This window comes from Citrobacter sp. XT1-2-2, assembly GCF_023516235.1.
GTDB classification, from domain to species: domain Bacteria; phylum Pseudomonadota; class Gammaproteobacteria; order Enterobacterales; family Enterobacteriaceae; genus Citrobacter; species Citrobacter werkmanii.
Genome location: NZ_CP097324.1, coordinates 4,757,993 through 4,783,414, shown reverse-complemented (window position 1 = coordinate 4,783,414; position 25,422 = coordinate 4,757,993). Strand labels below are relative to the sequence as shown.

Sequence of the window (25,422 nt, the reverse complement as noted above, 5' to 3'; positions counted from 1 at the left end):
ACTTGTTCCTTCAGCCTTTATTTCCAATCCCCACGGCCACGTTCACTTTCAACATTATGAACATGAACATAATCTCCGGTCTGGATAGGCTTTGTTGCCCGACCAATGGATTCACCGTATTTGTAAACTTCGCCATGAAGCGCAACGGCTTTAATGGCAAATTTATGACCGTAAGGGATGTCATCCCGTAAGGTGATGGTCAGATTTTCATTGCCAACAAACATGTTGGCGACGTCTCCGGCCTTGAGGGGCTGGATAGCAGTAGCAACGCTATCTTGCGGGTTAATAACCACTGCATTTTTCTTCATAAAAAATCCTTATGCGCTTTGATTGGATATAGTGGTATAAAGCATAAGGCGTGCCATGTTTTTAACTTGTTGTTTATTAAGACAAATAAAACGCAGAGTGGGAAGGGGGAGATAGAGCCGCTGTAAGTAGCTTCATCAGTTGCGGCAAATAGCTACAGTTGCAAGGCGTGCAAAAGGTGGGTACGACGGAAACGCATAAAAAAAGGCACCTTGCGGTGCCTTTTTGATCACTCGATATCGAGCGGGTCTTCGGAGAGGATTATCCCGGTGTTGTCGGCGTACAGGTGGTCGCCGGAGAAGAAGGTCACGCCGCCAAAGTTGACGCGCACATCGCTTTCCCCAATGCCTTCACCTGAAGCGCCTACCGGAATGGCGGCAATCGCCTGAATGCCGATATCCAGTTCTTCCAGATCGTCTACCTGGCGTACTGAGCCGTAGATGACCAGACCTTCCCATTCATTCTGTACGGCCAGCCGCGCCAGTTCGGCATCGACCAGCGCGCGGCGAACAGAACCGCCGCCATCGACCAGCAGAATGCGACCACGGCCGTTCTGTTCGAGCAGATCGTACAGCAACCCGTTGTCCTCGAAACATTTTACCGTGATGATTTGTCCGCCAAACGACGACCGTCCCCCAAAGTTAGAGAACAGCGGTTCCACGACGTTGACATCTTCCTGATAGATGTCACAAAGCTCGGATGTATCGTATTTCATAGGCTTAACGTTTAGTTGCTGCGAGAATTTTTAGTATATCGCGCTATGTGTACTGTTGGCAAAATCATCAATTGTTAATTGATATTTGTCAGTTAAAGAGACCACTGACTTAAGAAAATTCCAACGACAAACAGCAGGTTAGTTAATAGTGCCGCTTTTACGGTGCGTTCCAGCATCGGGCGCATTGCCTCAGGGTTCATCTCACGCATCACGTAACGCGCCTGTTTGAAAAGCAGCGGAGCGGCAAGAATAAACAGCCATCCCCACAGGCTTTGCAGCGAGAACAGGTTAAACAGCGCCAGACAGACCAGCGTACCCATCAGCAGGCAGGCATGGTAGCGGCGGGCATTCACGGCGCCTAAACGCACGACCAGCGTGTTCTTGCCATTCTCTCTGTCGCTGTTGATATCGCGCAGATTGTTGACGTTGAGCACAGCGGTTGCCAGCAGGCCGCAGGCGGTGGCAGGCAGAATCAGCGCCGGAATCAGCGTATGGGCCTGTAAATACCAGCTTCCCATCACGCTGAGCCAGCCGAAGAATACCAGCACGGAAATATCGCCCAGACCGATATATCCGTAAGGGCGATTACCCACGGTGTAAGTGATCGCGGCGATAATTGACAGGCCCCCGAGCACCAGGAAACCGACAAAATCCGCCAGCGTGTGACAGGCCACGGCAACCAGGGCCAGACCAGACAGACAGATCAACACTACGGTGACGATCAGCGCGCGCTTCATCTGCTCTTGGGTGATAACCCCTTTTTGCATCCCGCGCAGCGGTCCAATGCGATCGGGCTTGTCGCTGCCTTTGACGGCATCGCCATAGTCGTTAGCGAGATTGGACAGAATTTGCAGCAGTCCCGCCGTAATTAATGCCAGCAGAGCAACCAGCGGATCGAAGTATCCTTGCCACCATGCTAATGCCGTACCGACGATGATCGCCGCGAAGGCGAGCGGTAAGGTCTTAGGTCGTAAACTTTCCAGCCAGGCTTGTGAGCGGCTAATTTGTTGTTGTTCAGTCATATTTAGCGCCAATAAAAATGGGGCTTTATCAGCCCCATCAACAGTGATGAAAATGCATTGAACGCGATTATAGGATAAAACGGCTCAGATCTTCATCTGCGACCAGCGCATCCAGATGTTTGCTCACATAATCGGCATCAATTGTGATGCTTTGGCCGTTCAAATCGCTCGCATCATAGGAAATATCTTCCATCAGACGTTCCAGAACGGTGTGCAGACGACGCGCACCGATGTTTTCGGTGGTTTCGTTAACCTGCCAGGCCGCTTCGGCAATGCGTTTAATGCCCGATTCGGTGAAGTTAATGTCCACACCTTCGGTCGCCATCAGCGCTTTGTACTGAACGGTGATGGAGGCATTCGGTTCGGTCAGGATACGCTCAAAATCGCTGGTGGTCAGCGCCTGTAGTTCAACGCGAATCGGTAGACGACCCTGCAGTTCCGGGATCAGGTCCGACGGTTTCGCGACCTGGAATGCGCCAGAAGCGATAAACAGAATATGATCGGTTTTCACCATGCCGTGCTTGGTGGAGACCGTGCAGCCTTCAACCAGCGGCAGCAGGTCGCGCTGTACGCCTTCACGGGACACATCCGGACCAGAGGATTCGCCGCGCTTACAGATTTTGTCGATTTCGTCGATAAACACGATCCCGTGCTGCTCAACGGCGTCGATAGCTTCCTGTTTCAGCTCTTCCGGGTTCACCAGTTTAGCCGCTTCTTCTTCAATCAGCAGCTTCATCGCGTCTTTGATTTTCAGCTTACGCGGTTTTTGCTTCTGACCGCCCAGGTTCTGGAACATGGACTGCAACTGGCTGGTCATCTCTTCCATGCCCGGAGGCGCCATGATTTCAACGCCCATCGGTGCGGCGGCGAGATCGATTTCGATCTCTTTATCGTCGAGCTGGCCTTCGCGCAGTTTTTTACGGAACGCCTGACGCGCGGCAGAAGGTTCCTGCGGCTGCTCAGACTGTCCCCAGTTATTTTTAGCCGGTGGGATCAGCACGTCGAGAATGCGCTCTTCCGCCATCTCTTCAGCGCGGAAGCGGTTTTTCTCGATGGCCTGAACGCGAACCATCTTAATGGCTGCGTCGGTCAGATCGCGGATGATCGAGTCAACTTCCTTACCAACATAGCCAACTTCGGTAAATTTGGTTGCTTCAACCTTGATGAACGGCGCGTTGGCCAGTTTTGCCAGGCGACGGGCGATTTCGGTTTTACCGACGCCGGTCGGGCCAATCATCAGAATATTTTTCGGCGTCACTTCATGGCGCAGCTCTTCGTTGAGCTGCATACGGCGCCAGCGGTTACGCAGGGCAATCGCCACGGAACGCTTAGCGTTATCCTGGCCGATGATGTGTTTGTTCAGTTCGCTGACAATTTCGCGTGGGGTCATTTCAGACATGGGGGATCCTTACGCTTTGGAGTTCAATTCTTCGATGGTATGGAAGTGGTTGGTATAAATGCAGATATCCCCTGCAATATCCAACGCTTTCTCAGCAATCTCGCGCGCGCCAAGCTCGGTGTTTTCCAGCAGAGCGCGTGCAGCAGCCTGGGCGTAGGGACCGCCGGAGCCGATGGCAATCAGATCGTTTTCTGGCTGGATGACGTCGCCGTTACCGGTGATGATGAGTGATGCCGTTTCATCTGCGACGGCCAGCAGCGCTTCGAGTTTGCGCAGCATACGGTCGGTACGCCAGTCTTTTGCCAGTTCAACGGCCGCTTTCACCAGGTGACCCTGGTGCATTTCCAGCTTGCGTTCGAACAGTTCAAACAGCGTGAATGCATCCGCAGTACCGCCCGCAAAGCCCGCAATGACTTTGTCGTTATACAGACGGCGGACTTTCTTCACGTTGCCTTTCATTACGGTGTTACCCAGTGTGGCCTGACCATCACCGGCGATTACCACATGGCCGTTACGGCGTACGCTTACTATTGTTGTCACGAGCAGACCCCTTGGTTACAAATGCAGAATACAGGCCCCGCACAGGATGCGGGGCGTAATGCAAGTATAGATGGGGGGGATTTTGGGGGTTTCAACCCCCAGTGGCGAGTCGAATGCAGTTTGTGTGACCGGCAACCTTCAGGCGGCTGATGGTATTGTCGGCATTCTCTTTGCCTTTGAGCGGACCAATAACCACGCGATTCCAGCCGTTATTAGTGGTAATTCGCGAGTTGAACCCTTCAAAGGCCAGCTGCGCGCGCACGGTTTCTGCCTGCTCAGCGCCTTTAAATGACCCGCACTGAACCATCCAGCGGCGTTCATCTTTTTTCTCCGCAGTCTGTTTTGGCGGCTGCGTTTCATTCGTTATTGGCGCGGCCGGTTGCGTTTTCGGCTGAGCGGCGGTGGTATGCGCAGGCGTTTGCAGCAGATCCTGATACGGCTGTTGCGCCGCCGGTTTTGGCTGCGGTTTCGGCTGTTGTACCGGTGCGGTTTGCGCCGTACGCGTTTGCGGCTGCTGGTACGGCTGTTCCGTTGCCCGTTGGCGTGGCTGTTGAGCCTGCTGCTGCGTAGTGTTCCACTGCTGCTGTTGCACCTGACGCTGACGCTGCAGCGTTTGCTGGCGTTGCTCAGGCGTTTGTTCGTTCCATGGTACTTCGTTGAGCTGCGTTGGCTGTTGACGCATATCAGCCTGCATCTGCGCCAACAACTGGCGCTGCTCATTGGTTAACTGGTCGGCGTTCAGCACCTCGCCGCCGGCAGACGGTTCGGTAGGCGCGCGTACGCCAGGCTGACGGCTTTCCAGCTCTTTGATGTATCGCCAGCGCTCTTCCGGTTTTGGTGGAATGCCATTCCCGGTGACTTTCTGGTTTTGCAGCGTTTCGGACTCTTCTTTCTTGTGATGCGTAATGAAGTACAGACCACCGATAAAGGTCACGAGTACGGCTGCAGCAATAGCAACCATAGCGGGCGATACCGCAGGCGTATTGCGTTGTTTTTTCCGTGATGTGCTCTTTTTGCGCCGCGAAGGTGCCGGTTGGCCGCGACGTACATAATCTCGTTGTGCCACTATCGTTTCGCTGTATTTATTCGTTCGTCAGCCCGCCATGTTACTTAAGCGGCGGGCCTTTGACCAGACAGGGGAGTCCGAAAGCACTTTACTTTACGTCAGTGCCCGGGTTGTACCCCGAATAATAAGCTCGCAGTCCAGTAAACGTGAGCCACTGCTGACGTTCTGCCCTTGTAATTGATCGAGCAGTAACAGCATAGCTTCGCGTCCGATATCGAAACGCGGCTGTGCGACGGTTGTCAGGGGTGGATCACAAAATTCCGCGAGCGAAATGTTATCGAAGCCAATGATCGATAAATCGTCGGGTACTTTCAGGCCCTGACGTTTGGCGTAAGAGAGGGCGCCAAGCGCCATGACATCGCTGTGGCAGAAGACTGCGGTAGGCGGCTGTGGTAGCGCCAGGAGCTGTTTAAGCGCATTAGCTCCCGCTTCATAGGTAAAGTCTCCGCGCGCGATGAAATGCGGATCGACCGTAATTCCGCTGCGGCGCAGTGCCTGAACGTAACCTTGCAGACGGTAATGGCACAGCGGCATATCCTCTGGTCCGGCGATACAGCCAATGCGTTTATGTCCCAACTCCAGCAGATAATTCATCGCGTTGAAGGCGGCGGTGAGGTTATCAATGTGCACGGTGGGGAGTTCCAGCTCTGGCGCGAACTCGTTGGACATAACCATCGGCGGTAAATTACGCTGCTCTTCAACGCTGGCATCAAACGGCAGGCGCGAGCTGAGCAGGACCATGCCATCGATCTGCTTGGTGATAATGAGGTTAAGAAAGGTCTTTTCCTGCTGATTCTGGTGCGCGCAATCGCCGATAAGCACCAGATATCCCTGTTCTGCGGCGGTGACTTCTATGCCACGAATGACTTCGCTAAAAAACGGATCGCAGATATCAGGCACAATCACCAGAATGGTACGTGACTCATTACGCTTTACGTTGCGTCCCATCGATTGAGGTAGATATCCCACTTCCAGAGCAGCCTGCTCAACCTTGTTACGGGTTGACTGCGAAACTTTGTCTGGATTCATTAATGCGCGGGATACGGTTGCCGTTGAGACTTTCGCCTTCAGGGCAACATCTTTCATCGTAGCGGCGGCAACCTGCTTATTCGGTTTCACTCTTTCTCCTCGCCAGGGCGGCTGGCACAGACTCGTCCCTGGATAACCTTCATCTGAAACATTTTTATCAGATAGTGAATGGAAGCGGTTACAGAATTTTCATAAAAAGTGTGATGGATCTTTAATTTTACGATCCGCCTCGCATCGTGAGGGATTATCCCTCGATGGGATCGACATCCAGCACCCATTTAACTTTACGCGCATCGGGTAACGTATTGATCAGCGCCAGTGTGCCGCTGACGATATGCTGCAGGCGAATTCGCGATGGGTGCTGCAACAAAATTTGCCAGCGATAGCGACCGCCACGTTTGGGCGCCAGGGCGGGAACCGGGCCTAACACCCACAGTTTTTCATCGGCCAGCGGACTGGCCTGAATCAGATTTCGTAACTGCTGCAAGAACATCGGCGCATGCTGGTTGTTGTGATCTTCTGCCCGCACGATCACATGGCTGGTCCATGGGGGAAGCTGGAGCGTTTGTCGCTCGGCCAGCGCCTGCTCGGCAAAAGCGTCATAACCTTTATACAGTAAGGTTTGCAGTAGCGGATGTTCAGGGTGGTGCGTTTGCAGCACCACTTCACCCTGTTTCCCGGCGCGACCGGCACGCCCGGAAACCTGCGTGTAGAGCTGGGCGAAGCGTTCTGCCGACCGGAAATCTGCGGAGAACAGCGCGCCGTCAACGTCCAGCAGCGCCACCAGAGTGACGTCCGGGAAATGGTGGCCTTTCGCCAGCATTTGTGTGCCGATCAGGATTCGCGCGCCGCCGCGATGCACTTCCGCCAGATGCTGCTCCAGCGACCCTTTACGGCTGGTCGTGTCGCGATCGATGCGTGAGATGGGCACGCCCGGGAAAAAAGGCACCAGAGCCTGCTCAAGCTGTTCGGTGCCGAGTCCTACCGGAACCATATGCGTTGAGCCGCAGGAAGGGCACTGACGCGGTATCGGACGCTGACTGTCGCAGTGGTGGCAGCGCAGATGGTGCTGCGCCTGATGCAGCGTGTAGTAGTGATCGCAGCGCGGGCATTCAGCAATCCAGCCACAGTCGTGGCACAGCAGGGCAGGAGCAAAACCCCGGCGGTTTAAAAACAGGATCACCTGGTTATCCGCCTGCAGGTGCTGACGCATACGAGCGATAAGCGCAGGGGCGAGTCCGGCCTGTACCTGCTGACCTTTCAGATCCAGCACGTGCTGAGTGGCTGGGCGCGCATTTCCGGCGCGGCGCGTCAGGCGCAGCATGCGGTATTTTTTCTGCCGCACGTTGCACAGCGTTTCCAGCGCTGGGGTGGCTGAGCCGAGAATAATGGGAATTTGTTCGCTATGGGCACGATAAACCGCGAGGTCGCGCGCATGATAGCGCCAGCCTTCCTGCTGTTTATAAGAGCTGTCGTGCTCTTCGTCGATGACAATCACGCCCAGATTTTTAAACGGTGTAAATAGCGACGAGCGCGTGCCGATGACAATCGCCGCTTCGCCATTTTTCGCCTTCAGCCATGCCGAAAGACGTTCGCTGTCATTTAAACCCGAGTGCAGGACTTCGACCGGCGCATTGAAGCGCTCGCGAAACCGAGCAATAGTTTGCGGCGTCAGGCCAATCTCCGGCACCATCACCAGCGCCTGTTTGCCCTGGACGAGCACATTTTCCAGTACGCTTAAATAGACCTCTGTTTTACCTGATCCCGTCACGCCCGCTAATAGCCAGGCGCTAAAACTGTCCGAGGCGCTGTGGATCGCCCCGACGGCGGTAGCCTGTTCGGTATTCAGCCGCAGACGTTCACCGGAAACCGCGTAGTGTGTACGCCAGTCGCTAAAGTCTGGTGTTTCGCTTGCCAGATCGCACAGGCCTTTTTTACGCAGCGCCTGCAAGGCGGCGTCATTAAATTCCAGCTCTGCCACCTGGTCGCGCCAGATTTTTCCCTGGCGTAATGCTGCCAGCGCCTGCTGCTGCTTGGGAGAACGCTTCAGGCCGTTGAGATCAATAACCTGGCCCTCTTCAGTGGCAAACCAGTACCACATGGGCGCGTTGGCAGCCGGGCGTCCCTGGCGTAGCAGAATCGGCAGGGCATGAAACAGCACGTCGCCAATAGGATGATGATAATAGTCAGCTGCCCACAACAGCAGACGCCAGACGGAGGTCGAATAGACCGGCTCGCTGTCCAGCACTTCGAGAACGGCTTTCAATTCGTTGAGCGGCAGTTCGCTGTGCTCGCTAACGGAAAGGACGATGCCCACGCGCTCCTGTTGCTTGCCAAAAGGCACGCGTACACGACACCCGGCTTTGGCGCTCATGCCTTCCGGCAGAAGGTAGTCAAAGGTGCGAGGTAGCGGAACGGGTAAGGCAACGTGCGCAACGGGCATTGAATCATCCTGACTTGAAATCTGGCGGGTTAGTATACACATTAGTGAAGGGTAGAATGCGGATCAGTTTGCATGAGCAGGTTAATTTCTGTATGATTCGCCGCCTTTGATGCAAATTGATTGCGTCAAACAATGACCATTACCCGAGAATTTCAAGCTGTTGATGCAGTGTGAAAGGTGACGGGGAATAATTAACATCGCGTGGTGTCTGGCGTTAGGGCTGGAAGAGCGACGCGGCCTTAAACTGAGGTTTTCCCATGAAAAAAGATATTCACCCGAAATACGAAGAAATTACTGCAAACTGCTCTTGCGGTAACGTCATTAAAATCCGCTCCACCGTCGGTCACGATCTGAACCTCGACGTGTGCAGCAAGTGCCACCCGTTCTATACTGGCAAGCAGCGTGATGTTGCTACCGGTGGCCGCGTTGATCGCTTCAACAAGCGTTTCAACATCCCAGGCAGCAAATAAGTCTCAGCTGTCAGAAAAAAGCGCCTTTCGGCGCTTTTTTTGTTTCTGCTCCTGAAGAATGAAATTTATATTGATGTGTTGAATAGTGTCTTTTATTTAATAAATAAAACAGCGTTTTTATTTTTTAGGTAAAATGTTTCTACTGGTGATCTACATCCTTTTTATCTTCTGATTTTTGCCACTCATGCCAATTGTTGGCAAAATACCAAAGGTTTCTGCTTTCTTTCTAAAATACACTTTCGTGGAAATATAAAATTATTCTTAATCCTTCATCGTTTCCCATTAATGGGCGGAACGAGATGGATAATTTCCTTGATTTAGTGTGAAGAGGGATGGTCATGAAATTTAAATCTGCGTTATTACTGATTCCATTATTCTCTGTGGCCGCGCAAGCGGGTTATGTTGATTATCGTCATGAATATTATGACGATGGGCGCAATTACGATCGTGTTTATATGTCTCATCGTTTTGCGACTGGTTTTGGTGTAGCCGTTGAAGCCATTTCACGTTCCGAAGATACGCAATCTAATGATGCGTGGAATAATATGGAAAGTAATGGCAACGAGTATACTGCAAGCTACCAGTTTACCTGGCGGGATCTTATCTGGCAGCCGGGTATTGCGATCGAAACGGGCGATAACATCACGATTTATAAACCATATATCCGCGTACAGTACAATATCAATGACAGCTGGTGGACTGCGTTCCGCTATCGTCAGGAGTACATGCGCAGAAACACTGACGGCAAGGATGATCGCATGGTCTATCGTCCGGAAGCATGGCTCGGTTATAACATTCATGACTGGATGTTTGAGCTTAACGGTATTTATAAAATTGCCGATAGCGAAGATTTATATAACAACCGAAAAGACGATTATGAATATAACTTCCGTGTAGCTTATAAAATAGGTTCCTGGATTCCGTTTGTTGAGGTGGGTAACGTTTCCTCCGGTTATAACACCACCACCACAGACGATCGCCAGACTCGTTATCGTGTCGGTCTCGGTTATAACTTCTGACCGTTAATACTCTTCATTGCGGTTTATTACGCTGAGCATCGGTGTATCCATATAGTTTGCGTGAATAATGAGTCTAAGGAGTTGACATCATGTCTAATGATGGAACTATAATTGGAAGTAATCAAAGTATTGCTGTCAGGCCTTTCGGATTAAGAGACAAATTTGGTTATTTGTGTGGAGACCTCGGAACCTGTTTTATTCTTGGACTGGTGAACAGTTTTTTAATGATTTATTACACCAACGTACTCGGTATTTCCGGGGTTATTGTCGGCTCGCTCTATTTTGTGACCAAACTCTTTGATGCGTTTGTCGATGTTGGCGTAGGGCGTTTATGTGATACCTCTAAACTAACGATACATGGACGGTTTAACCCGTGGGTGCGCCGTATGAAATATCCATTTTGCATCATTGCGGTCGTCCTGTTCCTGCCATTTGTGAATGATTTCTCTTATACGGCGAAAATTATCTACATCTGCTGCTCCTATTTTATCTACGGTTCGTTGTTATCGACGGTCAGTATCCCGTATGGCGCCATGTCTGCGGCGATTAGCTCGAACCCGGAAGATCGTGTTTCGCTCTCAACCTGGCGCAGCGTTGGGTCTGCCATCGGCGGTGGGGCAACCGGCTTTTTTATTCCCATTCTGATGTACACCACCCTGGTGGACGGAAGCCAGGTGATTTCCGGGCAGCATTTCTTCTGGATTGCCATGGGTTGCGCAGTACTGGGTTTTCTCTTTTTAACCCTAACCTGTCAGTTAACGACAGAACGTGTGCGTGTGGAGAGAAAAGAGAGCATGCCCGTGTCGGTACTGCTGAAGGGGCTATTACGTAATAAGGCGCTGATTGTTTTGGTTGTGGTGGATCTGCTGATTGTGATTAATCAGGGGTTGTCCGGGACCAATATGACCTACCTGTTTAATGACTATTTCCATAACAAAGAGGCCATGTCCGTTGCATTGCTGTTTACCTTTGGTTCTCTGGTTTTGCTGGCGCCATCGGCATCCTGGCTCACGAAGCGGTTTGGTAAAAAAGAAGCAAGTGTAGGCGCGTTGCTCTTTGCGGTAGCGATGTATCTGATTATGTACTTCGTCCACATTACCGACGCGAAAGTCTATTTGGTTTTCCTGTTTCTGGCGACGCTGGGGGCGGGGTTATTCAACCTGATGATATGGGCGTTTATGACCGATGTTTGTGATTATCACCAGTATGTCACTGGCGATCGTGAGGATGGTACCGTTTATGGCGTGAACTTCTTCGCCCGCAAGGTTGGTCAGGCGTGCGCCGGGGCGATTGGCGGCTTTATGCTGGCCATCATTGGTTATCAATCTTCCTCAACGGGTGGGGCTGTGCAAACCAGCATCGTGCAGGAAAATATTTATACGATGGCGAATCTCTTGCCGGCTTTGTGCCTGTTTTTGGCGGCGGTCATTCTGATTTATTGCTATCCATTGAACCGTAAAGAAACGCTCAAAATGGAAGAAACATTTAATAAAATCAATGGGATTAGTAAGTAACGTTGTGAAAGATGGCGGGAGCAATCCCGCCTTCTTTCATCTTTCTCTAACGATCAGTATTCCCACGTTTCCGGGTTGATACCCAGTTCACGCATGATTACCTTTGCTTCTTCCGGGATTTCATCACTGCGTTCTTTACGCAGGTCGTCATCGTTGGGTAGTGGTTGCCCGGTAAAAGCATGCAGAAACGCTTCACACAGCAGTTCGCTGTTGGTGGCGTGGCGCAGGTTGTTCACCTGACGACGCGTGCGTTCATCGGTAAGGATTTTTAACACCTTCAGAGGAATGGAAACCGTAATTTTTTTTACTTGCTCACTCTTCTTACCGTGCTCAGCGTATGGGCTGATATATTCGCCGCTCCATTCAGCCATGAGATACCTAATCCTCTTCGTCATTAATATTGAGGCCAGAACCTGAGCCCGGACCATAATTGCGCGTAGTTTATCGTAGTGGCGCGGCCCTGACACGAAGTAAGCCGACGCGGATGTACGCTAATGCATATAATTTTAACGGCTATTTGCGGTTTGCTCAATCTATACGCAAAGAAGTTTAGATGTCCAGATGTATTGACGGCTATCGTAACTATGATTAATCTGGTGCCTGACTTTTCACCGACTCAGCCAGGATCTCCTCTCTATGACGCGTAAACAGGCCACCATCGCAGTGCGTAGCGGATTAAATGACGACGAACAGTACGGTTGCGTTGTCCCGCCGATTCACCTCTCCAGTACCTATAACTTTACCGGCTTTAATGAGCCTCGCGCCCATGACTATTCACGCCGCGGTAACCCGACGCGCGATGTGGTTCAGCGTGCGTTGGCAGAACTGGAAGGTGGCGCGGGTGCGGTACTAACCAATACCGGCATGTCGGCGATTCATCTGGTGACGACGGTATTCCTGAAACCTGGCGATCTGCTGGTTGCGCCGCACGACTGTTACGGCGGCAGCTATCGCCTGTTTGACAGTCTGGCAAAGCGAGGCTGTTATCGCGTACTGTTTGTTGATCAAGGTGATGAGCGGGCGTTGCAGGTGGCGCTGGCGGAAAAACCGAAGCTGGTGCTGGTAGAAAGCCCAAGCAACCCGCTACTACGCGTGGTGGATATTGCGAAAATCTGTCAATTGGCGCGTGAAGCTGGTGCAGTCAGCGTGGTAGACAACACTTTTTTAAGCCCGGCACTGCAAAATCCACTGGCATTGGGCGCCGATCTGGTGTTGCATTCATGCACGAAATATTTAAACGGTCACTCAGACGTGGTGGCTGGTGTGGTGATAGCGAAAGATCCGGAAACGGTCACTGAACTGGCGTGGTGGGCGAATAATATTGGTGTGACCGGCGGCGCGTTTGATAGTTATCTGCTGTTGCGCGGCCTGCGTACTCTGTCACCGCGTATGGAGGTGGCGCAACGTAATGCTCAGGCGATTGTTGATTATCTGCAAACGCAGCCGCTGGTGAAAAAATTGTATCACCCATCATTGCCGAATAATCAAGGGCATGAGATTGCCGTGCGTCAGCAAAAAGGCTTTGGCGCGATGCTGAGTTTTGAACTGGATGGCGATGAGCAAACGCTGCGTCGCTTCCTTGGCGGGCTGTCATTGTTTACGCTGGCGGAATCGTTAGGAGGCGTTGAAAGTCTGATCTCCCACGCCGCAACCATGACACACGCGGGAATGGCGCCAGAAGCGCGCGCGGCGGCAGGGATTTCGGAAACGCTGCTGCGTATCTCCACCGGTATTGAAGATGGCGAAGATTTAATTGCCGACCTGGAAAATGGCTTCCGGGCTGCAAACAAGGGGTAAACATGAGTGTGATTGCGCAGGCAGGGGCGAAGGGTCGTCAACTGCACAAATTTGGTGGTAGTAGTCTGGCTGATGTGAAATGTTATCTGCGTGTCGCAGGCATTATGGCGGAATACTCGCAGCCTGATGACATGATGGTTGTTTCAGCCGCAGGCAGTACCACTAACCAGTTGATTAGCTGGCTGAAGTTAAGCCAGACCGATCGTCTTTCTGCGCATCAGGTTCAGCAGGCGTTACGTCGCTATCAGAGCGAGCTGATTAGCGGTTTGTTACCACCAGAAGTGGCCGACGGCCTGATCGGTGCGTTTATTCACGACCTGGAGCGTCTGGCCGGATTACTCGACAGCGGCGTGAACGATGCCGTTTATGCTGAAGTCGTCGGACACGGTGAGGTATGGTCGGCGCGTTTGATGTCCGCTGTCCTTAACCAACAAGGTCTGGAATCGGCCTGGCTGGATGCGCGCGATTTTTTACGTGCGGAGCGTAGCGCTCAGCCGCAGGTGGATGAAGGTCTCTCCTACCCATTGTTGCAGCAACTTCTGGCGCAACATCCGGGTAAACGCCTGGTCGTTACCGGCTTTATTAGCCGTAACAACGCCGGTGACACGGTACTGCTGGGGCGTAATGGTTCTGACTACTCGGCGACGCAGGTTGGCGCGCTGGCCGGGGTTTCCCGCGTAACCATCTGGAGTGATGTCGCCGGGGTTTACAGCGCGGATCCACGTAAAGTAAAAGATGCCTGCCTGCTACCGCTGCTGCGTCTGGATGAAGCCAGCGAACTGGCGCGTCTGGCGGCTCCGGTTCTCCATGCCCGTACCTTACAGCCGGTTTCCGGCAGTGATATTGATCTCCAGCTGCGTTGTAGCTATACCCCTGAGCAAGGTTCAACGCGTATTGAACGCGTGCTGGCTTCCGGGACCGGGGCGCGTATCGTGACCAGTCATGACGACGTCTGCCTGATTGAGTTTCAGGTTCCCACCGGTCAGGACTTTAAGCTGGCCCATAAAGAGGTCGATCAGATTTTAAAACGCACCCAGGTGCGTCCGCTGGCGGTCGGTGTGCATCCCGATCGCCAACTGCTGCAATTTTGCTATACCTCCGAAGTCGCTGACGGCGCGTTGAGAATTCTTGATGAGGCCGGATTGCCGGGCGAGCTGCGTCTGCGCCAGGGGTTGGCGCTGGTGGCGATGGTCGGGGCGGGCGTCACCCGTAACCCGCTGCACTGCCACCGCTTCTGGCAGCAACTGAAAGGTCAGCCGGTCGAATTCACCTGGCAGTCGGAGGAGGGCATCAGCCTGGTTGCCGTACTGCGTACCGGACCGACGGAGAGCCTGATTCAGGGTCTGCATCAGTCAATTTTCCGCGCGGAAAAACGAATCGGCCTGGTGTTGTTCGGGAAGGGGAATATTGGATCACGTTGGCTGGAGCTATTCGCCCGTGAGCAAAGTACGCTCTCGGCGCGGACCGGATTAGAGTTCGTGCTGGCGGGCGTGGTCGATAGCCGCCGTAGTCTGCTGAATTATGAAGGGCTGGATGCCAGCCGCGCGTTGGCCTTCTTTGATGATGAGGCAGTGGAGCAGGATGAAGAGTCATTGTTCCTGTGGATGCGCGCCCACCCGTATGATGATTTAGTGGTGCTGGACGTAACCGCCAGCGAGCAGTTGGCGGATCAATATCTGGATTTCGCCAGTCACGGTTTCCATGTTATCAGCGCTAACAAACTGGCGGGTGCGAGCAGCAGTAATAAGTATCGCCAAATCCATGATGCGTTTGAAAAAACTGGTCGTCACTGGCTGTATAACGCCACCGTGGGCGCAGGTTTACCGATCAACCATACCGTGCGCGATCTGATTGATAGCGGAGATACCATTCTGTCGATCAGCGGGATCTTCTCTGGCACGTTGTCGTGGCTGTTCCTGCAATTTGATGGCACGGTGCCGTTCACCGACCTGGTGGATCAGGCGTGGCAGCAGGGGCTGACCGAACCAGACCCGCGCGTGGATCTTTCCGGCAAGGATGTGATGCGCAAGCTGGTGATTCTGGCGCGTGAAGCGGGTTACGACATCGAGCCGGATCAGGTTCGCGTGGAGTCGCTGGTGCCTGCGCATTGTGAAGAAGGCTCTATTGACCATTTCTTTGAAAATGGCGATGAACTGAACGAGCAGATGGTGCAGCGTCTGGAAGCGGCGCGTGAAATGGGGCTGGTGCTGCGCTATGTGGCACGTTTTGACGCTAACGGTAAAGCACGTGTGGGTGTTGAAGCGGTACGTTCTGAGCACCCGCTGGCGGCATTGTTGCCGTGCGATAATGTGTTCGCCATTGAAAGCCGCTGGTATCGCGATAACCCGCTGGTGATCCGCGGACCTGGCGCAGGCCGCGATGTGACCGCCGGAGCTATTCAGTCGGATATCAACCGCCTGGCGCAGTTGCTGTAGTTTGCGTTGCCGGATGGCGCTTACGCTTATCCGGCCTGGCTATGACACGAACCATAGGCCCGGGAAGCGGCAGCGCCACCGGGCAAATCTCACCGCTGGCCTGTTGTTTTAGCCTCTGTGGGAGGCAAACACCTCTTTCGCGGCGAACAGACCATTCAACGCGGCCGGAAAGCCAGCGTATACGGCCATCTGCATAATCACTTCGACGATCTCATCCTGTGTTAAGCCAACGTGTAATGCCGCGCCAATATGCACTTTCAACTGCGGGGCGGCATTACCCAGCGCCGTTAACGCCGCGACGGTAGCAATCTCTCTATTGCGTAAATCCAATCCCGGTCTTGAATAGATGTCGCCAAAAGGAAATTCAAGCAGGTAGCGGGCGAAGTCTGGCGCAATATCTTGCAGACTTTCGACGACCGCATCGCCCCCTTTACCATCCACTTTTTGCAGCATCTTCTGACCGGTAATAAAGCGTTCTGAATGCATAATCTCTTCCTCATTTGTCTGGTATATAGCCTGAGGATAGAGCGTGCAGAATGATTGGGATAATACCATTTCCGTGATACCTTTTTGGTATGACAACATCGCCTTTGCACTCTCTGGATATTCGTCTGCTGCGTTACTTTTCTGTAGTAGCGGAAGAGAACAATATGAGCCGGGCGGCGCAGCGTTTATTTATGTCGCAGCCGCCGCTGAGTCGCCACATTCGCCAGCTTGAAGAACGTCTGGGGATGACGCTTTTTGTCCGTCATACCCGTGGGCTGACGCTGACGGAAGACGGTCTGCGCGTACTTGAAATAGTGCGCCCAGTGCTGACGATGTACGAAGAAACCTGCGCGACGTTGAGCCAGTTAGCGCAAGCTGGGGAGCACTCTCTGCGCCTGGGGCTAAGTACAGCGTTTGAACAAGGTGTTTTTGCTTCGCTTGAATCGCAGCTACACGGGCGTACGGAGAGGCTACATATTGTTCGTCATGGTTCGCCTGAGCTGGTGCGTCAGGTTCGTCGGGGAAAACTGGATGCAGCGCTGGTGGCGTTACCGCTTGAGACTCCCGGGCTTACCGTCATGCCACTCGGCTGGCAAGAGCCGATGATTGCCGCATTACCCGCGATCTGGCCAGAGGCGAGCCTGCCGTCACTCTCATTAACGACGCTGAACCACCGACCACTGTTCTGGTTTAAACGCGAACGGAATCCTGCCTTTTTTGATTACACCCGACATATTTTTCGCCGCGCCGGTTACTCTCCAGCCTGTATTGAAGAGCCGCTGGAACATGACGTGCTGCTGGCGCGGATCGCGCATGGTGACGGTCTGGGTTTACTCCCGGCCTCCTTTTCCGCTATCCAGCGTCAGGGCGTGATATTTCTGCCGCTTACCGATTCCGAATTGCGTATCCACGTGGGACTGGTAATGCTGCCTGAGAGCGAAGCAACGTTGCAGTGGTTGCAGACGGTTGTGAACCAATCCCTCGGCCTTTCAGGTTGATGTGAATTATTTTCACGTTGACTGAGTATTCCTCACCTTTAACGATGATTTTTGTGTTGACGCCAGCGTGCTTTTCCGTCATTTTTACATCTAGACGTCTAAACGTATAGCAGTTCACAACACAACATATAACGACAAAAGATTGATGAGGTAAGGTATGAGCTTTTTTCACGCCAACCAGCGGGAAGCGCTGAATCAGAGTCTGGCCGAAGTACAGGGGCAGATTAACGTTTCTTTCGAATTTTTCCCGCCGCGCACCAGTGAAATGGAGCAAACCCTGTGGAACTCTATCGATCGCCTGAGCAGCCTGAAGCCGAAGTTTGTTTCAGTCACTTACGGTGCAAACTCTGGTGAGCGCGACCGCACGCATAGCATTATTAAAGGGATCAAGGATCGCACCGGGCTTGAAGCGGCGCCGCACCTGACCTGTATTGATGCGACCCGCGATGAGCTGCGCACTATTGCTCAGGACTACTGGAATAACGGTATTCGTCATATTGTTGCCCTGCGCGGTGACCTGCCGCCGGGAAGCGGTAAACCGGATATGTATGCCTCTGACCTGGTGACTCTGCTGAAAGACGTTGCGGACTTTGATATCTCCGTTGCGGCTTACCCGGAAGTGCACCCGGAAGCGAAGAGCGCTCAGGCCGATCTGCTGAACCTGAAGCGTAAGGTTGATGCCGGTGCGAACCGCGCGATCACCCAATTTTTCTTCGATGTAGAAAGCTACCTGCGTTTTCGCGATCGCTGCGTGTCTGCGGGTATCGATGTGGAAATTATTCCGGGCATCCTGCCGGTATCTAACTTTAAACAGGCGAAAAAATTTGCCGACATGACCAACGTTCGCATTCCGGCGTGGATGTCGACCATGTTTGCTGGCCTGGATGATGATGCGGAAACCCGCAAGCTGGTGGGCGCAAACATCGCCATGGATATGGTGAAAATTCTCAGTCGCGAAGGGGTGAAAGATTTCCATTTCTATACTCTCAATCGCGCCGAAATGAGCTACGCAATTTGTCACACGCTGGGAGTAAGACCGGCATAATTAGTACGTCAGCCCTCTGCGGAGGGTTTTTTATTGATCATTTTGATCTACATCTCTGTAACTAAAAATATAAAAGGATCTGGCTATCGAATCTGTGGGTTATTTCGACTATATCTAATCTCTGGTGGTGTATATCGTAGTCATAACACTGTAAAGGGAGCATATAGATGAGCATGTCCGACGATAGCCAGAACGCATCAACTGCCGGTAAGTGTCCTTTCCATCAGGGCGGGCCGGATCACAGCGCGGGAGCAGGAAGAAGTAACCGCGACTGGTGGCCTAATCAACTCCGCGTTGATCTTTTGAACCAACATTCCAATCGTTCGAACCCGCTGGGTGAGGACTTCGACTACCGCAAAGAATTTAGCAAACTTGACTATTCTGCCCTGAAAGGGGATCTCAGAGCCCTTCTGTCCGAATCTCAACCGTGGTGGCCTGCTGACTGGGGCTCTTATGCCGGTTTGTTTATCCGTATGGCATGGCACGGGGCAGGGACCTATCGTTCCATCGATGGACGCGGTGGCGCGGGTCGCGGACAACAGCGTTTTGCACCACTGAACTCCTGGCCGGACAACGTCAGCCTGGATAAAGCGCGTCGTCTGCTGTGGCCAATCAAGCAGAAATATGGCCAGAAAATCTCTTGGGCCGACCTGTTTATCCTCGCGGGCAACGTGGCGCTGGAAAACTCCGGCTTCCGTACCTTCGGTTTTGGCGCGGGTCGTGAAGATGTCTGGGAACCGGATCTCGACGTAAACTGGGGTGATGAAAAAGCCTGGCTGACCCACCGTCACCCGGAAGAACTGGCAAAAGCGCCGCTGGGCGCAACCGAAATGGGTCTTATCTATGTTAACCCGGAAGGGCCGGATCACAGCGGCGAACCGCTTTCTGCGGCCGCGGCGATTCGCGCGACCTTCGGTAACATGGGAATGAACGACGAAGAAACCGTGGCGCTGATTGGCGGCGGTCATACGTTAGGTAAAACTCACGGCGCAGCAGCCGCTTCCCACGTTGGGGCCGATCCTGAATCTGCGCCGATCGAAGCGCAAGGCTTAGGCTGGGCCAGCAGCTACGGTAGCGGCGCGGGTGCTGACGCGATTACTTCCGGCCTGGAAGTGGTCTGGACGCAAACGCCGACCCAGTGGAGCAACTATTTCTTCGAGAACCTGTTCAAATATGAGTGGGTGCAGACTCGCAGCCCGGCAGGTGCTATCCAGTTCGAGGCGGTGGATGCGCCAGAGATTATCCCCGATCCTTTTGATCCTGAGAAAAAACGCAAGCCGACGATGCTGGTCACCGACCTGACGCTGCGTTTCGATCCTGAGTTCGAAAAGATCTCTCGTCGTTTCCTTAACGATCCGCAGGCGTTCAACGAAGCCTTTGCTCGTGCGTGGTTTAAACTGACGCACCGCGATATGGGGCCGAAAGCGCGTTACATCGGACCGGAAGTGCCAAAAGAAGATCTGATTTGGCAGGATCCGTTGCCGCATGCGTTCTTCAACCCAAGCGAAGAAGATATTCTTAACCTGAAGGCGACCATTGCGGCTTCCGGGTTGTCCGTGGGCGAACTGGTATCGGTAGCGTGGGCTTCGGCATCAACCTTCCGCGGTGGGGATAAACGTGGCGGCGCGAATGGCGCTCGTCTGGCGCTCGACCCACAGCGTGGTTGGGATGTGAATGCTACCGCAGCACGCGTACTGCCCGTGTTAGAGGGTATCTATAAATCAGCCCATACCGCGTCGTTGGCCGATATTATCGTGCTGGCTGGCGTCGTAGGCGTGGAGCAGGCTGCAAGCGCTGCGGGTGTCAGCATCAATGTTCCTTTTGCGCCGGGCCGCGTGGATGCGCGTCAGGATCAAACGGATATTGAGATGTTTGAACTGCTCAAGCCAATTGCGGACGGCTTCCGTAACTATCGTTCTCGCCCTGACGTATCAACCACTGAGTCACTGCTGATCGATAAAGCACAGCAGCTGACGCTGACCGCACCGGAAATGACTGTGCTGGTGGGTGGTATGCGCGTACTGGGCACCAACTTCGATGGTAGTCAGCACGGCGTCTTTACCGATCGTCCTGGCGTACTCAGCACTGACTTCTTCGTCAATTTGCTGGATATGCGTTACGAATGGAAAGCGGTTGATGAGTCACAAGAGCTGTTTGAAGGCCGTGACCGTCTGAGCGGCGAAGTAAAATACACCGCAACTCGCGCCGATCTGGTGTTTGGTTCTAACTCTGTACTGCGTGCAGTGGCTGAAGTTTATGCCTGCAGCGATGCGCATGAGAAGTTCGTGAAGGACTTTGTGGCGGCATGGGTGAAAGTGATGAACCTGGATCGTTTCGATCTGCTGTAAACAAAAACGCCGGATGGCGCTTGCGCGTATCCGGCATGGTATGAATAAAAAATCCCCGCGATTGCGGGGGTTTTTTATTGGCAGGTTATTCCCACTCTTGCAGATAACGTTGCCCATACTGGTCAGCGACCAGCAACGCGGCATACACCTGGTCCGGGGTCGCGCCGCCAGGCATGTTGTGGATGGTTTCGCCTTCAGCACAGGCCGCCTCTGCCACAATGCGCATTTTCGCCGGGATATCCTGTTTGATGTCCAGTTGCGCCAGAGTAATCGGTAGTCCAACGGAATGACACAGCGCCGCCACGGTTTCGATCTCATCGACCGGCGCGTTTTCCAGCACCAATTGCGTCAGCGTACCAAACGCCACTTTTTCGCCGTGGTAGTAATGATGCGCATCCGGGATCGCCGTCAGGCCGTTATGAATGGCGTGAGCCGCTGCCAGACCACCGCTTTCAAAACCGACGCCGCTCAGATAGGTATTGGCCTCAATAACGCGCTCCAGCGCAGGCGTAACCACGTGCTGCTCGGCTGCCAGCATCGCTTTTTCACCTTCTTCTATCAACGTATTAAAGCACAGCTCAGCCAGAGCCAGCGCCGCCTGGGTGCACTGACCGCCCGCCATGGTGGTTGCGCCGCTGCGTGAACAGGCGCGTGCTTCGAACCAGGTCGCCAGCGCATCGCCGATGCCTGCGGCTAACAGACGCGCTGGTGCGCCCGCGACTATTTTAGTATCCACAATGACCCTGTCCGGGTTGTTCGGCAGTAGCAGATAGCGATCGAATTCACCCGCATCGGTGTAAATGACGGACAGCGCGCTGCACGGTGCATCGGTAGAGGCGATGGTTGGCGCAATGGCGACAGGCACGCCCATAAAATGCGCCAGCGCTTTGGCGGTATCCAGCGTTTTCCCGCCGCCAATACCAAGTACTGCGCCACACTGCGCTTTTTCCGCCACGCCGCGCAAACGGTCGATTTCGTTTTGCGAACATTCGCCGCCAAAAGGCGCGATCTCCAGCGCCAGTCCGGCATCCTGGAAGCTTTTTTCCAGTGCGGACTGTGCGAAGCCTAAGACAAACTTGTCCCCAACAACCAGCCAGCGTGCTGCCAGTGGTTTGAGGTAGCTGCCAAGACGGGTAATAACATCGGCACCCTGGATGTACTTACCAGGTGATTGAATAATGCGATCCATACTTTATTTCCCTCACAGGTTGATGTGACCAAATGCGTTGTTCCAGTCCTGCTCAAACTTCTCTATTGCTGACTCTACCGCAGGGGTATTGAGCATTTGTTGCGCTACGTCTAAGGGCAGGGTAATTGCTTCACATCCTGCCAGTAAGCAATCGAGCGCCTGACGCGGGGTTTTAAAGCTGGCCGCCAGTACCATGCTGTTTGGCGCATGTAGCTCCAGTAGCGTTTGCAGTTCCTGTACTGTGCGGATCCCGTCGCCGCCCTGAGCGTCAATGCGGTTAACGTATGGCGCGATATATTTTGCGCCAGCCAGCGCGGCCAGTAGACCTTGCGAAGCACTGTACACGGCGGTTCCCAGGGTGGTGATACCCTCTCTTTTCAGTAACCTGATGGCGGCCAGACCTTCAGCAGTGACGGGGATTTTCACTACGATACCCGGTACGGCATTGCTCAGACGTTTGGCTTCTTCCACCATCCCCTGCGCGTCGCGGCTCATGGTTTGGGCAAAAAGAATGCCCTCTTCGCCAATGGCGTTTTGCAGGCGCGGCAGCACATCCCAGATGGATTCTTTGCTTGCCGCCACAATGCTTGGGTTAGTGGTTACGCCAGCGATAGGAAAGATGCGGGCCAGACGTTCGACTTCCGCGACGTTGGCGGTATCAAGGTAAAGTTCCATACAAAACATCCTCTTAATTTTGCGTGAGCAGCCCGTTGCCGGAATGCGTTGTTGTGCACAGGATAAGAGTGTTTCGCCGCATGGCGCTATCTGACAAATCTGCCAAAAGCTGGATAAATGTAATGTATCGACAAAAGTGAGACTTACTTCACATGTCAGTTGCAGGTGGGGTTTATTAAGGTGATGTGGGTTATGAGTTCATTTCTTATATTACAAAAATCCAGTTAATGTTATTTTTGTCTTCTTTATTGCTGATGGATCGCTTTCTCCGTCAACTGGCTGTGATATTGCCGACGATATTCTGAGGGGGAACGTTCGGTATTCTTGCGAAACAGGCGGCAGAAGTAGTTGCTGTCAACAAACCCACAGGTGTGCGCCACGTCTTTGATCTTCAGCTCGTAACCCTTCAGTAGCGTCTTCGCGTGTTCAAGCCGCGTGTGGTTCAGGTATTCGTTAAAACCGATTGCGCCCGTTTTTTGAAACAGGTGGGAGAGGTAATTGGGCGAGATGTAGAACGCTTGCGCCACCGATTCCCGGGTCAGCGGTGAAGCGTAGCGTTCGTCAATATAGTCGCGAATGGCTTCGAACAGCGCCTGACTGCGCGACGCGGTCTGTATTTGGCTGCCGAGCAGATCGCGACAGTGGCTCAGCAAGCTCGCGACGATTAGCCTGGCCGTTTGCTGCTCCTGCGGCTGCATTTGTATTTCATTAAGCGTTTGCAGCAGGAAAGAGCCAATACGCGGTCCACGCCGTGCGACATGCTGCCTGGCGAGGTTTTGATATTGCTTGCCGTCCCACTGAACGACGTTGAAACCCAACTGCTGCTTGCTGAACAGAATGCTGAGCGTGGTGACCGGTGTGAGCCATTGCGGAAAGTTCCAGCCGCCGGCCGGAACGAACAGGACATCGCCAGGTAGTAACGTCGCGACTGCGCCGGTAATACCCTGATCGGTGAGATCCCCTTCCAGCACAATCTCCAGCCGGGGAAAATCAACCTGATATGCCAGTTCCGGCGTTGAGCTACTGGTGCTGGCAAAGTAAATCTGGCGCAGCGGTGTAGGGCCGTTAATCAGGCGGGCGAGAAGATGGCTGATGTCGTGATACATGTTAATCCCTTGCAGGCAGCAGACAGGGAGAACAGTAACCGCCATCATAAAAAAAGGCCACTCTTAAAGAGTGGCCTGTGTAGGATTATTGATTACCGATTTGATCGCCGTAAGGCAAGGTATCGTAATCAATCAGGGCATTCTTCTTGTATGGATTGCCAATCCAGCGAGTCGTCTCTTTAAACTGTGGGCTGGTAATGGCACGCGTTGGATCGAAGCCATCGTAAGTGAAGCCCGCTAAATCAGACCAGGTATGGATTAGCTCTGAGCTGCTGTATTTACGATTCACATCCTGTGAGAAGTCCCGAGGGTGCGCGGCCTGCCATTTTTCCGAGGTCCACAATAAGAACGGCACCGTATACATATGGCGTGTCGGATTGTCTTCATTACGGCCCTGCGTTTTATGCGGCGGCGTGTCGTACACCTCTTCACCGTGATCGGAGAAGTACAACAGGAAACCGTTCGGATCGGTCGCTTTGTAGTCTTTGATCAGGCTGGCAATGATGTGGTCATTGTAGACATTCGCGCTGTCGTAATCGTTGTAGGCTTCCAGCTCATCATTACCCAGGCCAGGGGGAACATTGTCGATATTGTTGTCGAACTTGCCCTGACCATCCGGATAACGGAATTTATACTTAATATGGGTACCCAGCAGATGAACGATGATGAATTTTTTCGGCGCCGGGTCGGCCAGGACTTCTTTAAATGGCGCCAGCACATTGCTGTCATACTCGCGTGCGCTTTGCGTACGCTGCTGGTTCATATAGAACTGCTTATCTGTCTGCTTAGAGAATACCGTCAGCATGGTGTTGCGGGCAGTCATTGTCTGCTGATTGGTGATCCAGAAGGTTTTATAACCCGCCTGTTTCATCATGTTCATCAGGGATGGCTGGGTCAGATACAGATCCGGGTTCTTCTCGTTGGCAAAGGTCAGCGCCTGCTGCAGGATTTCAATGGTATACGGACGTGAGGTCACGACATTATTGAAAACGGTGAAGTTAGGATCGGTTTTATGCAGCGCATCCAGTTCCGGTGTGGTTTCACGCGGGTAACCATACAGGCTCATACGACCGCGCTGCGTTGACTCACCAATCACCAGCACTAATGTGCGTGGCGCGTCACCGGAATGGTCTTTAAAGTTGGCCAGCGGAGGCAGGGCATTGTTTTCATTCAGCAGGCTATTGAGCGAGGTCAACTGCTGGCGATACTGATAATACCCGGAGATAAATTGCCATGGCGCGGCGGGCTCCATACGCGAAGCGAGACCATCCAACGTTTTTTCAAACGGTTTATGTTTGATGAACGTGTTAACCGCCATTGGGTGCAGAATCAAGCCATATAACAGCGCAAACGACACCAGATAGCGCCAGGGCGATGGAATATGAACAGGGCGCAGACGCGTCCACAGCAGAATCGCCATTGCCGTATACGCCAGCGCGATTAACACAATCTTCAGACTGAAATATTGGCTCAGATATTCGCTGGCTTCGTTCGCATTGGTTTCGAACATTACGTACAGAACGCTTTGCGAGAACTCTTGCCCGTAGATGACGTAATAGCTCAGAGCGGCCAACGAGGCAGCCCATAGCATGACACCAATAACGGCAGCAATAATACGGATACGGTTTGGAAATAAAAATACCGGAATCAACCACAGCGAACTGAATAGCAAGGAGTCGCGTAAACCGGTAGATCCGCTGTAGCCGCTAAAGTAGATAACGGCCTGCAGTAATGAGGAAAAAAACCAAAAATAGAGGAGCGCCCAACCCAGGGCTTTCCAGCTAAATGCAGGTTTAGACTGGGGTTGTAAGGATTGCATA

General features: G+C 53.1%; 22 protein-coding genes. 8 read left to right on the top strand and 14 right to left on the bottom strand.

Annotated elements, in window-relative coordinates; translation table 11 throughout:
- Window positions 1-17: 17 nt before the first annotated feature.
- The 8 genes from M4I31_RS22700 to priA all read right to left on the bottom strand — a co-directional run bounded on the left by M4I31_RS22700 (window position 18) and on the right by priA (window position 8,520).
- Window positions 18-308 carry a UxaA family hydrolase gene (locus M4I31_RS22700; RefSeq protein WP_038636007.1) on the bottom strand — a complete coding sequence of 97 codons (291 nt, stop codon included), beginning with the start codon at window positions 306-308 and terminating at the stop codon, window positions 18-20.
- Window positions 309-535: 227 nt separating this feature from the next.
- Window positions 536-1,021, bottom strand: a complete 486-nt coding sequence (rraA, locus tag M4I31_RS22695) for a ribonuclease E activity regulator RraA (RefSeq protein WP_008787034.1) — start codon at window positions 1,019-1,021, stop codon at window positions 536-538.
- A 92-nt stretch (window positions 1,022-1,113) separates the two neighbouring features.
- The gene (gene menA, locus M4I31_RS22690) at window positions 1,114-2,043 is read right to left on the bottom strand and encodes a 1,4-dihydroxy-2-naphthoate polyprenyltransferase (protein WP_038636012.1); all 930 of its coding nucleotides are present in this window, start codon (window positions 2,041-2,043) and stop codon (window positions 1,114-1,116) included.
- Window positions 2,044-2,110: 67 nt separating this feature from the next.
- Window positions 2,111-3,442, bottom strand: a complete 1,332-nt coding sequence (gene hslU, locus M4I31_RS22685; protein ID WP_038636017.1) for an HslU--HslV peptidase ATPase subunit — start codon at window positions 3,440-3,442, stop codon at window positions 2,111-2,113.
- Between the two features lie 9 nt (window positions 3,443-3,451).
- Window positions 3,452-3,982 carry an ATP-dependent protease subunit HslV gene (gene hslV, locus M4I31_RS22680; protein WP_003028805.1) on the bottom strand — a complete coding sequence of 177 codons (531 nt, stop codon included), beginning with the start codon at window positions 3,980-3,982 and terminating at the stop codon, window positions 3,452-3,454.
- A 91-nt stretch (window positions 3,983-4,073) separates the two neighbouring features.
- Window positions 4,074-5,048, bottom strand: a complete 975-nt coding sequence (gene ftsN / locus M4I31_RS22675) for a cell division protein FtsN (RefSeq protein WP_074458535.1) — start codon at window positions 5,046-5,048, stop codon at window positions 4,074-4,076.
- 93 nt (window positions 5,049-5,141) lie between these two features.
- Window positions 5,142-6,167 (bottom strand): DNA-binding transcriptional regulator CytR, encoded by a 1,026-nt coding sequence (cytR, locus tag M4I31_RS22670; RefSeq protein WP_003028807.1) that lies wholly within the window; start codon window positions 6,165-6,167, stop codon window positions 5,142-5,144.
- A gap of 154 nt (window positions 6,168-6,321) precedes the next feature.
- Window positions 6,322-8,520, bottom strand: a complete 2,199-nt coding sequence (gene priA, locus M4I31_RS22665; RefSeq protein ID WP_085049744.1) for a primosomal protein N' — start codon at window positions 8,518-8,520, stop codon at window positions 6,322-6,324.
- A 257-nt stretch (window positions 8,521-8,777) separates the two neighbouring features.
- On the opposite strand from priA, the gene rpmE reads away from it, so the two are divergent.
- The 3 genes from rpmE (at window position 8,778) to M4I31_RS22650 (ending at window position 11,523) form a co-directional block, all read left to right on the top strand.
- The gene (gene rpmE, locus M4I31_RS22660; protein WP_038636025.1) at window positions 8,778-8,990 is read left to right on the top strand and encodes a 50S ribosomal protein L31; all 213 of its coding nucleotides are present in this window, start codon (window positions 8,778-8,780) and stop codon (window positions 8,988-8,990) included.
- A gap of 338 nt (window positions 8,991-9,328) precedes the next feature.
- Entirely contained in the window at window positions 9,329-10,009 is a 681-nt protein-coding gene (locus M4I31_RS22655) for an oligogalacturonate-specific porin KdgM family protein (protein WP_061382567.1), read from the top strand.
- 89 nt (window positions 10,010-10,098) lie between these two features.
- A complete protein-coding gene (locus M4I31_RS22650; protein WP_085049745.1) occupies window positions 10,099-11,523 on the top strand; it encodes an MFS transporter in 1,425 nt (474 codons plus the stop codon).
- Window positions 11,524-11,576: 53 nt separating this feature from the next.
- Here the strand turns inward: M4I31_RS22650 and metJ are convergent, their stop codons facing one another.
- A complete protein-coding gene (metJ, locus tag M4I31_RS22645; protein WP_003825168.1) occupies window positions 11,577-11,894 on the bottom strand; it encodes a met regulon transcriptional regulator MetJ in 318 nt (105 codons plus the stop codon).
- A 265-nt stretch (window positions 11,895-12,159) separates the two neighbouring features.
- Between metJ and metB the strand changes: the two genes are divergently transcribed.
- Complete coding sequence (metB, locus tag M4I31_RS22640) at window positions 12,160-13,320, top strand: cystathionine gamma-synthase (RefSeq protein WP_085049746.1); 1,161 nt, start codon at window positions 12,160-12,162, stop codon at window positions 13,318-13,320.
- Between the two features lie 2 nt (window positions 13,321-13,322).
- Complete coding sequence (gene metL, locus M4I31_RS22635; protein WP_085049747.1) at window positions 13,323-15,755, top strand: bifunctional aspartate kinase/homoserine dehydrogenase II; 2,433 nt, start codon at window positions 13,323-13,325, stop codon at window positions 15,753-15,755.
- Between the two features lie 108 nt (window positions 15,756-15,863).
- On the opposite strand, the gene M4I31_RS22630 is transcribed toward metL, so the two are convergent.
- On the bottom strand, window positions 15,864-16,241 hold the full coding sequence (locus tag M4I31_RS22630; RefSeq protein ID WP_085049748.1) for a carboxymuconolactone decarboxylase family protein: 378 nt from the start codon (window positions 16,239-16,241) through the stop codon (window positions 15,864-15,866).
- 89 nt (window positions 16,242-16,330) lie between these two features.
- Between M4I31_RS22630 and M4I31_RS22625 the strand changes: the two genes are divergently transcribed.
- The 3 genes from M4I31_RS22625 (at window position 16,331) to katG (ending at window position 20,632) form a co-directional block, all read left to right on the top strand.
- Window positions 16,331-17,239 (top strand): LysR family transcriptional regulator, encoded by a 909-nt coding sequence (locus M4I31_RS22625; protein WP_085049749.1) that lies wholly within the window; start codon window positions 16,331-16,333, stop codon window positions 17,237-17,239.
- Window positions 17,240-17,396: 157 nt separating this feature from the next.
- Window positions 17,397-18,284 carry a methylenetetrahydrofolate reductase gene (gene metF / locus M4I31_RS22620; RefSeq protein ID WP_038636049.1) on the top strand — a complete coding sequence of 296 codons (888 nt, stop codon included), beginning with the start codon at window positions 17,397-17,399 and terminating at the stop codon, window positions 18,282-18,284.
- Between the two features lie 167 nt (window positions 18,285-18,451).
- Window positions 18,452-20,632, top strand: coding sequence for a catalase/peroxidase HPI (katG, locus tag M4I31_RS22615; RefSeq protein ID WP_042313364.1), 2,181 nt, complete (start codon window positions 18,452-18,454; stop codon window positions 20,630-20,632).
- 85 nt (window positions 20,633-20,717) lie between these two features.
- On the opposite strand, the gene M4I31_RS22610 is transcribed toward katG, so the two are convergent.
- From M4I31_RS22610 to M4I31_RS22595, 4 genes are all read right to left on the bottom strand, one after another.
- Window positions 20,718-21,821 carry a glycerol dehydrogenase gene (locus M4I31_RS22610; RefSeq protein WP_038636055.1) on the bottom strand — a complete coding sequence of 368 codons (1,104 nt, stop codon included), beginning with the start codon at window positions 21,819-21,821 and terminating at the stop codon, window positions 20,718-20,720.
- Window positions 21,822-21,833: 12 nt separating this feature from the next.
- Window positions 21,834-22,496, bottom strand: coding sequence for a fructose-6-phosphate aldolase (gene fsa, locus M4I31_RS22605; RefSeq protein ID WP_085653175.1), 663 nt, complete (start codon window positions 22,494-22,496; stop codon window positions 21,834-21,836).
- A gap of 245 nt (window positions 22,497-22,741) precedes the next feature.
- Complete coding sequence (locus tag M4I31_RS22600) at window positions 22,742-23,602, bottom strand: AraC family transcriptional regulator (protein WP_085049750.1); 861 nt, start codon at window positions 23,600-23,602, stop codon at window positions 22,742-22,744.
- Window positions 23,603-23,687: 85 nt separating this feature from the next.
- Window positions 23,688-25,421: a phosphoethanolamine transferase CptA gene (locus M4I31_RS22595; RefSeq protein WP_085049751.1), complete on the bottom strand. Its 1,734-nt coding sequence runs from the start codon at window positions 25,419-25,421 to the stop codon at window positions 23,688-23,690.
- Between the last annotated feature and the right edge of the window lies 1 nt (window position 25,422).

What these genes read in the sequence shown, in the direction of transcription:
- M4I31_RS22700 (WP_038636007.1), bottom strand. Translation starts at nt 308, where the DNA reads ATGAAGAAAAATGCAGTGGTTATTAACCCGCAAGATAGCGTTGCTACT.
- rraA (WP_008787034.1), bottom strand. Translation starts at nt 1,021, where the DNA reads ATGAAATACGATACATCCGAGCTTTGTGACATCTATCAGGAAGATGTC.
- menA (WP_038636012.1), bottom strand. Translation starts at nt 2,043, where the DNA reads ATGACTGAACAACAACAAATTAGCCGCTCACAAGCCTGGCTGGAAAGT.
- hslU (WP_038636017.1), bottom strand. Translation starts at nt 3,442, where the DNA reads ATGTCTGAAATGACCCCACGCGAAATTGTCAGCGAACTGAACAAACAC.
- priA (WP_085049744.1), bottom strand. Translation starts at nt 8,520, where the DNA reads ATGCCCGTTGCGCACGTTGCCTTACCCGTTCCGCTACCTCGCACCTTT.
- rpmE (WP_038636025.1), top strand. Translation starts at nt 8,778, where the DNA reads ATGAAAAAAGATATTCACCCGAAATACGAAGAAATTACTGCAAACTGC.
- M4I31_RS22655 (WP_061382567.1), top strand. Translation starts at nt 9,329, where the DNA reads ATGAAATTTAAATCTGCGTTATTACTGATTCCATTATTCTCTGTGGCC.
- M4I31_RS22650 (WP_085049745.1), top strand. Translation starts at nt 10,099, where the DNA reads ATGTCTAATGATGGAACTATAATTGGAAGTAATCAAAGTATTGCTGTC.
- metJ (WP_003825168.1), bottom strand. Translation starts at nt 11,894, where the DNA reads ATGGCTGAATGGAGCGGCGAATATATCAGCCCATACGCTGAGCACGGT.
- metB (WP_085049746.1), top strand. Translation starts at nt 12,160, where the DNA reads ATGACGCGTAAACAGGCCACCATCGCAGTGCGTAGCGGATTAAATGAC.
- metL (WP_085049747.1), top strand. Translation starts at nt 13,323, where the DNA reads ATGAGTGTGATTGCGCAGGCAGGGGCGAAGGGTCGTCAACTGCACAAA.
- M4I31_RS22630 (WP_085049748.1), bottom strand. Translation starts at nt 16,241, where the DNA reads ATGCATTCAGAACGCTTTATTACCGGTCAGAAGATGCTGCAAAAAGTG.
- M4I31_RS22625 (WP_085049749.1), top strand. Translation starts at nt 16,331, where the DNA reads ATGACAACATCGCCTTTGCACTCTCTGGATATTCGTCTGCTGCGTTAC.
- metF (WP_038636049.1), top strand. Translation starts at nt 17,397, where the DNA reads ATGAGCTTTTTTCACGCCAACCAGCGGGAAGCGCTGAATCAGAGTCTG.
- katG (WP_042313364.1), top strand. Translation starts at nt 18,452, where the DNA reads ATGAGCATGTCCGACGATAGCCAGAACGCATCAACTGCCGGTAAGTGT.
- M4I31_RS22610 (WP_038636055.1), bottom strand. Translation starts at nt 21,821, where the DNA reads ATGGATCGCATTATTCAATCACCTGGTAAGTACATCCAGGGTGCCGAT.
- fsa (WP_085653175.1), bottom strand. Translation starts at nt 22,496, where the DNA reads ATGGAACTTTACCTTGATACCGCCAACGTCGCGGAAGTCGAACGTCTG.
- M4I31_RS22600 (WP_085049750.1), bottom strand. Translation starts at nt 23,602, where the DNA reads ATGTATCACGACATCAGCCATCTTCTCGCCCGCCTGATTAACGGCCCT.
- M4I31_RS22595 (WP_085049751.1), bottom strand. Translation starts at nt 25,421, where the DNA reads ATGCAATCCTTACAACCCCAGTCTAAACCTGCATTTAGCTGGAAAGCC.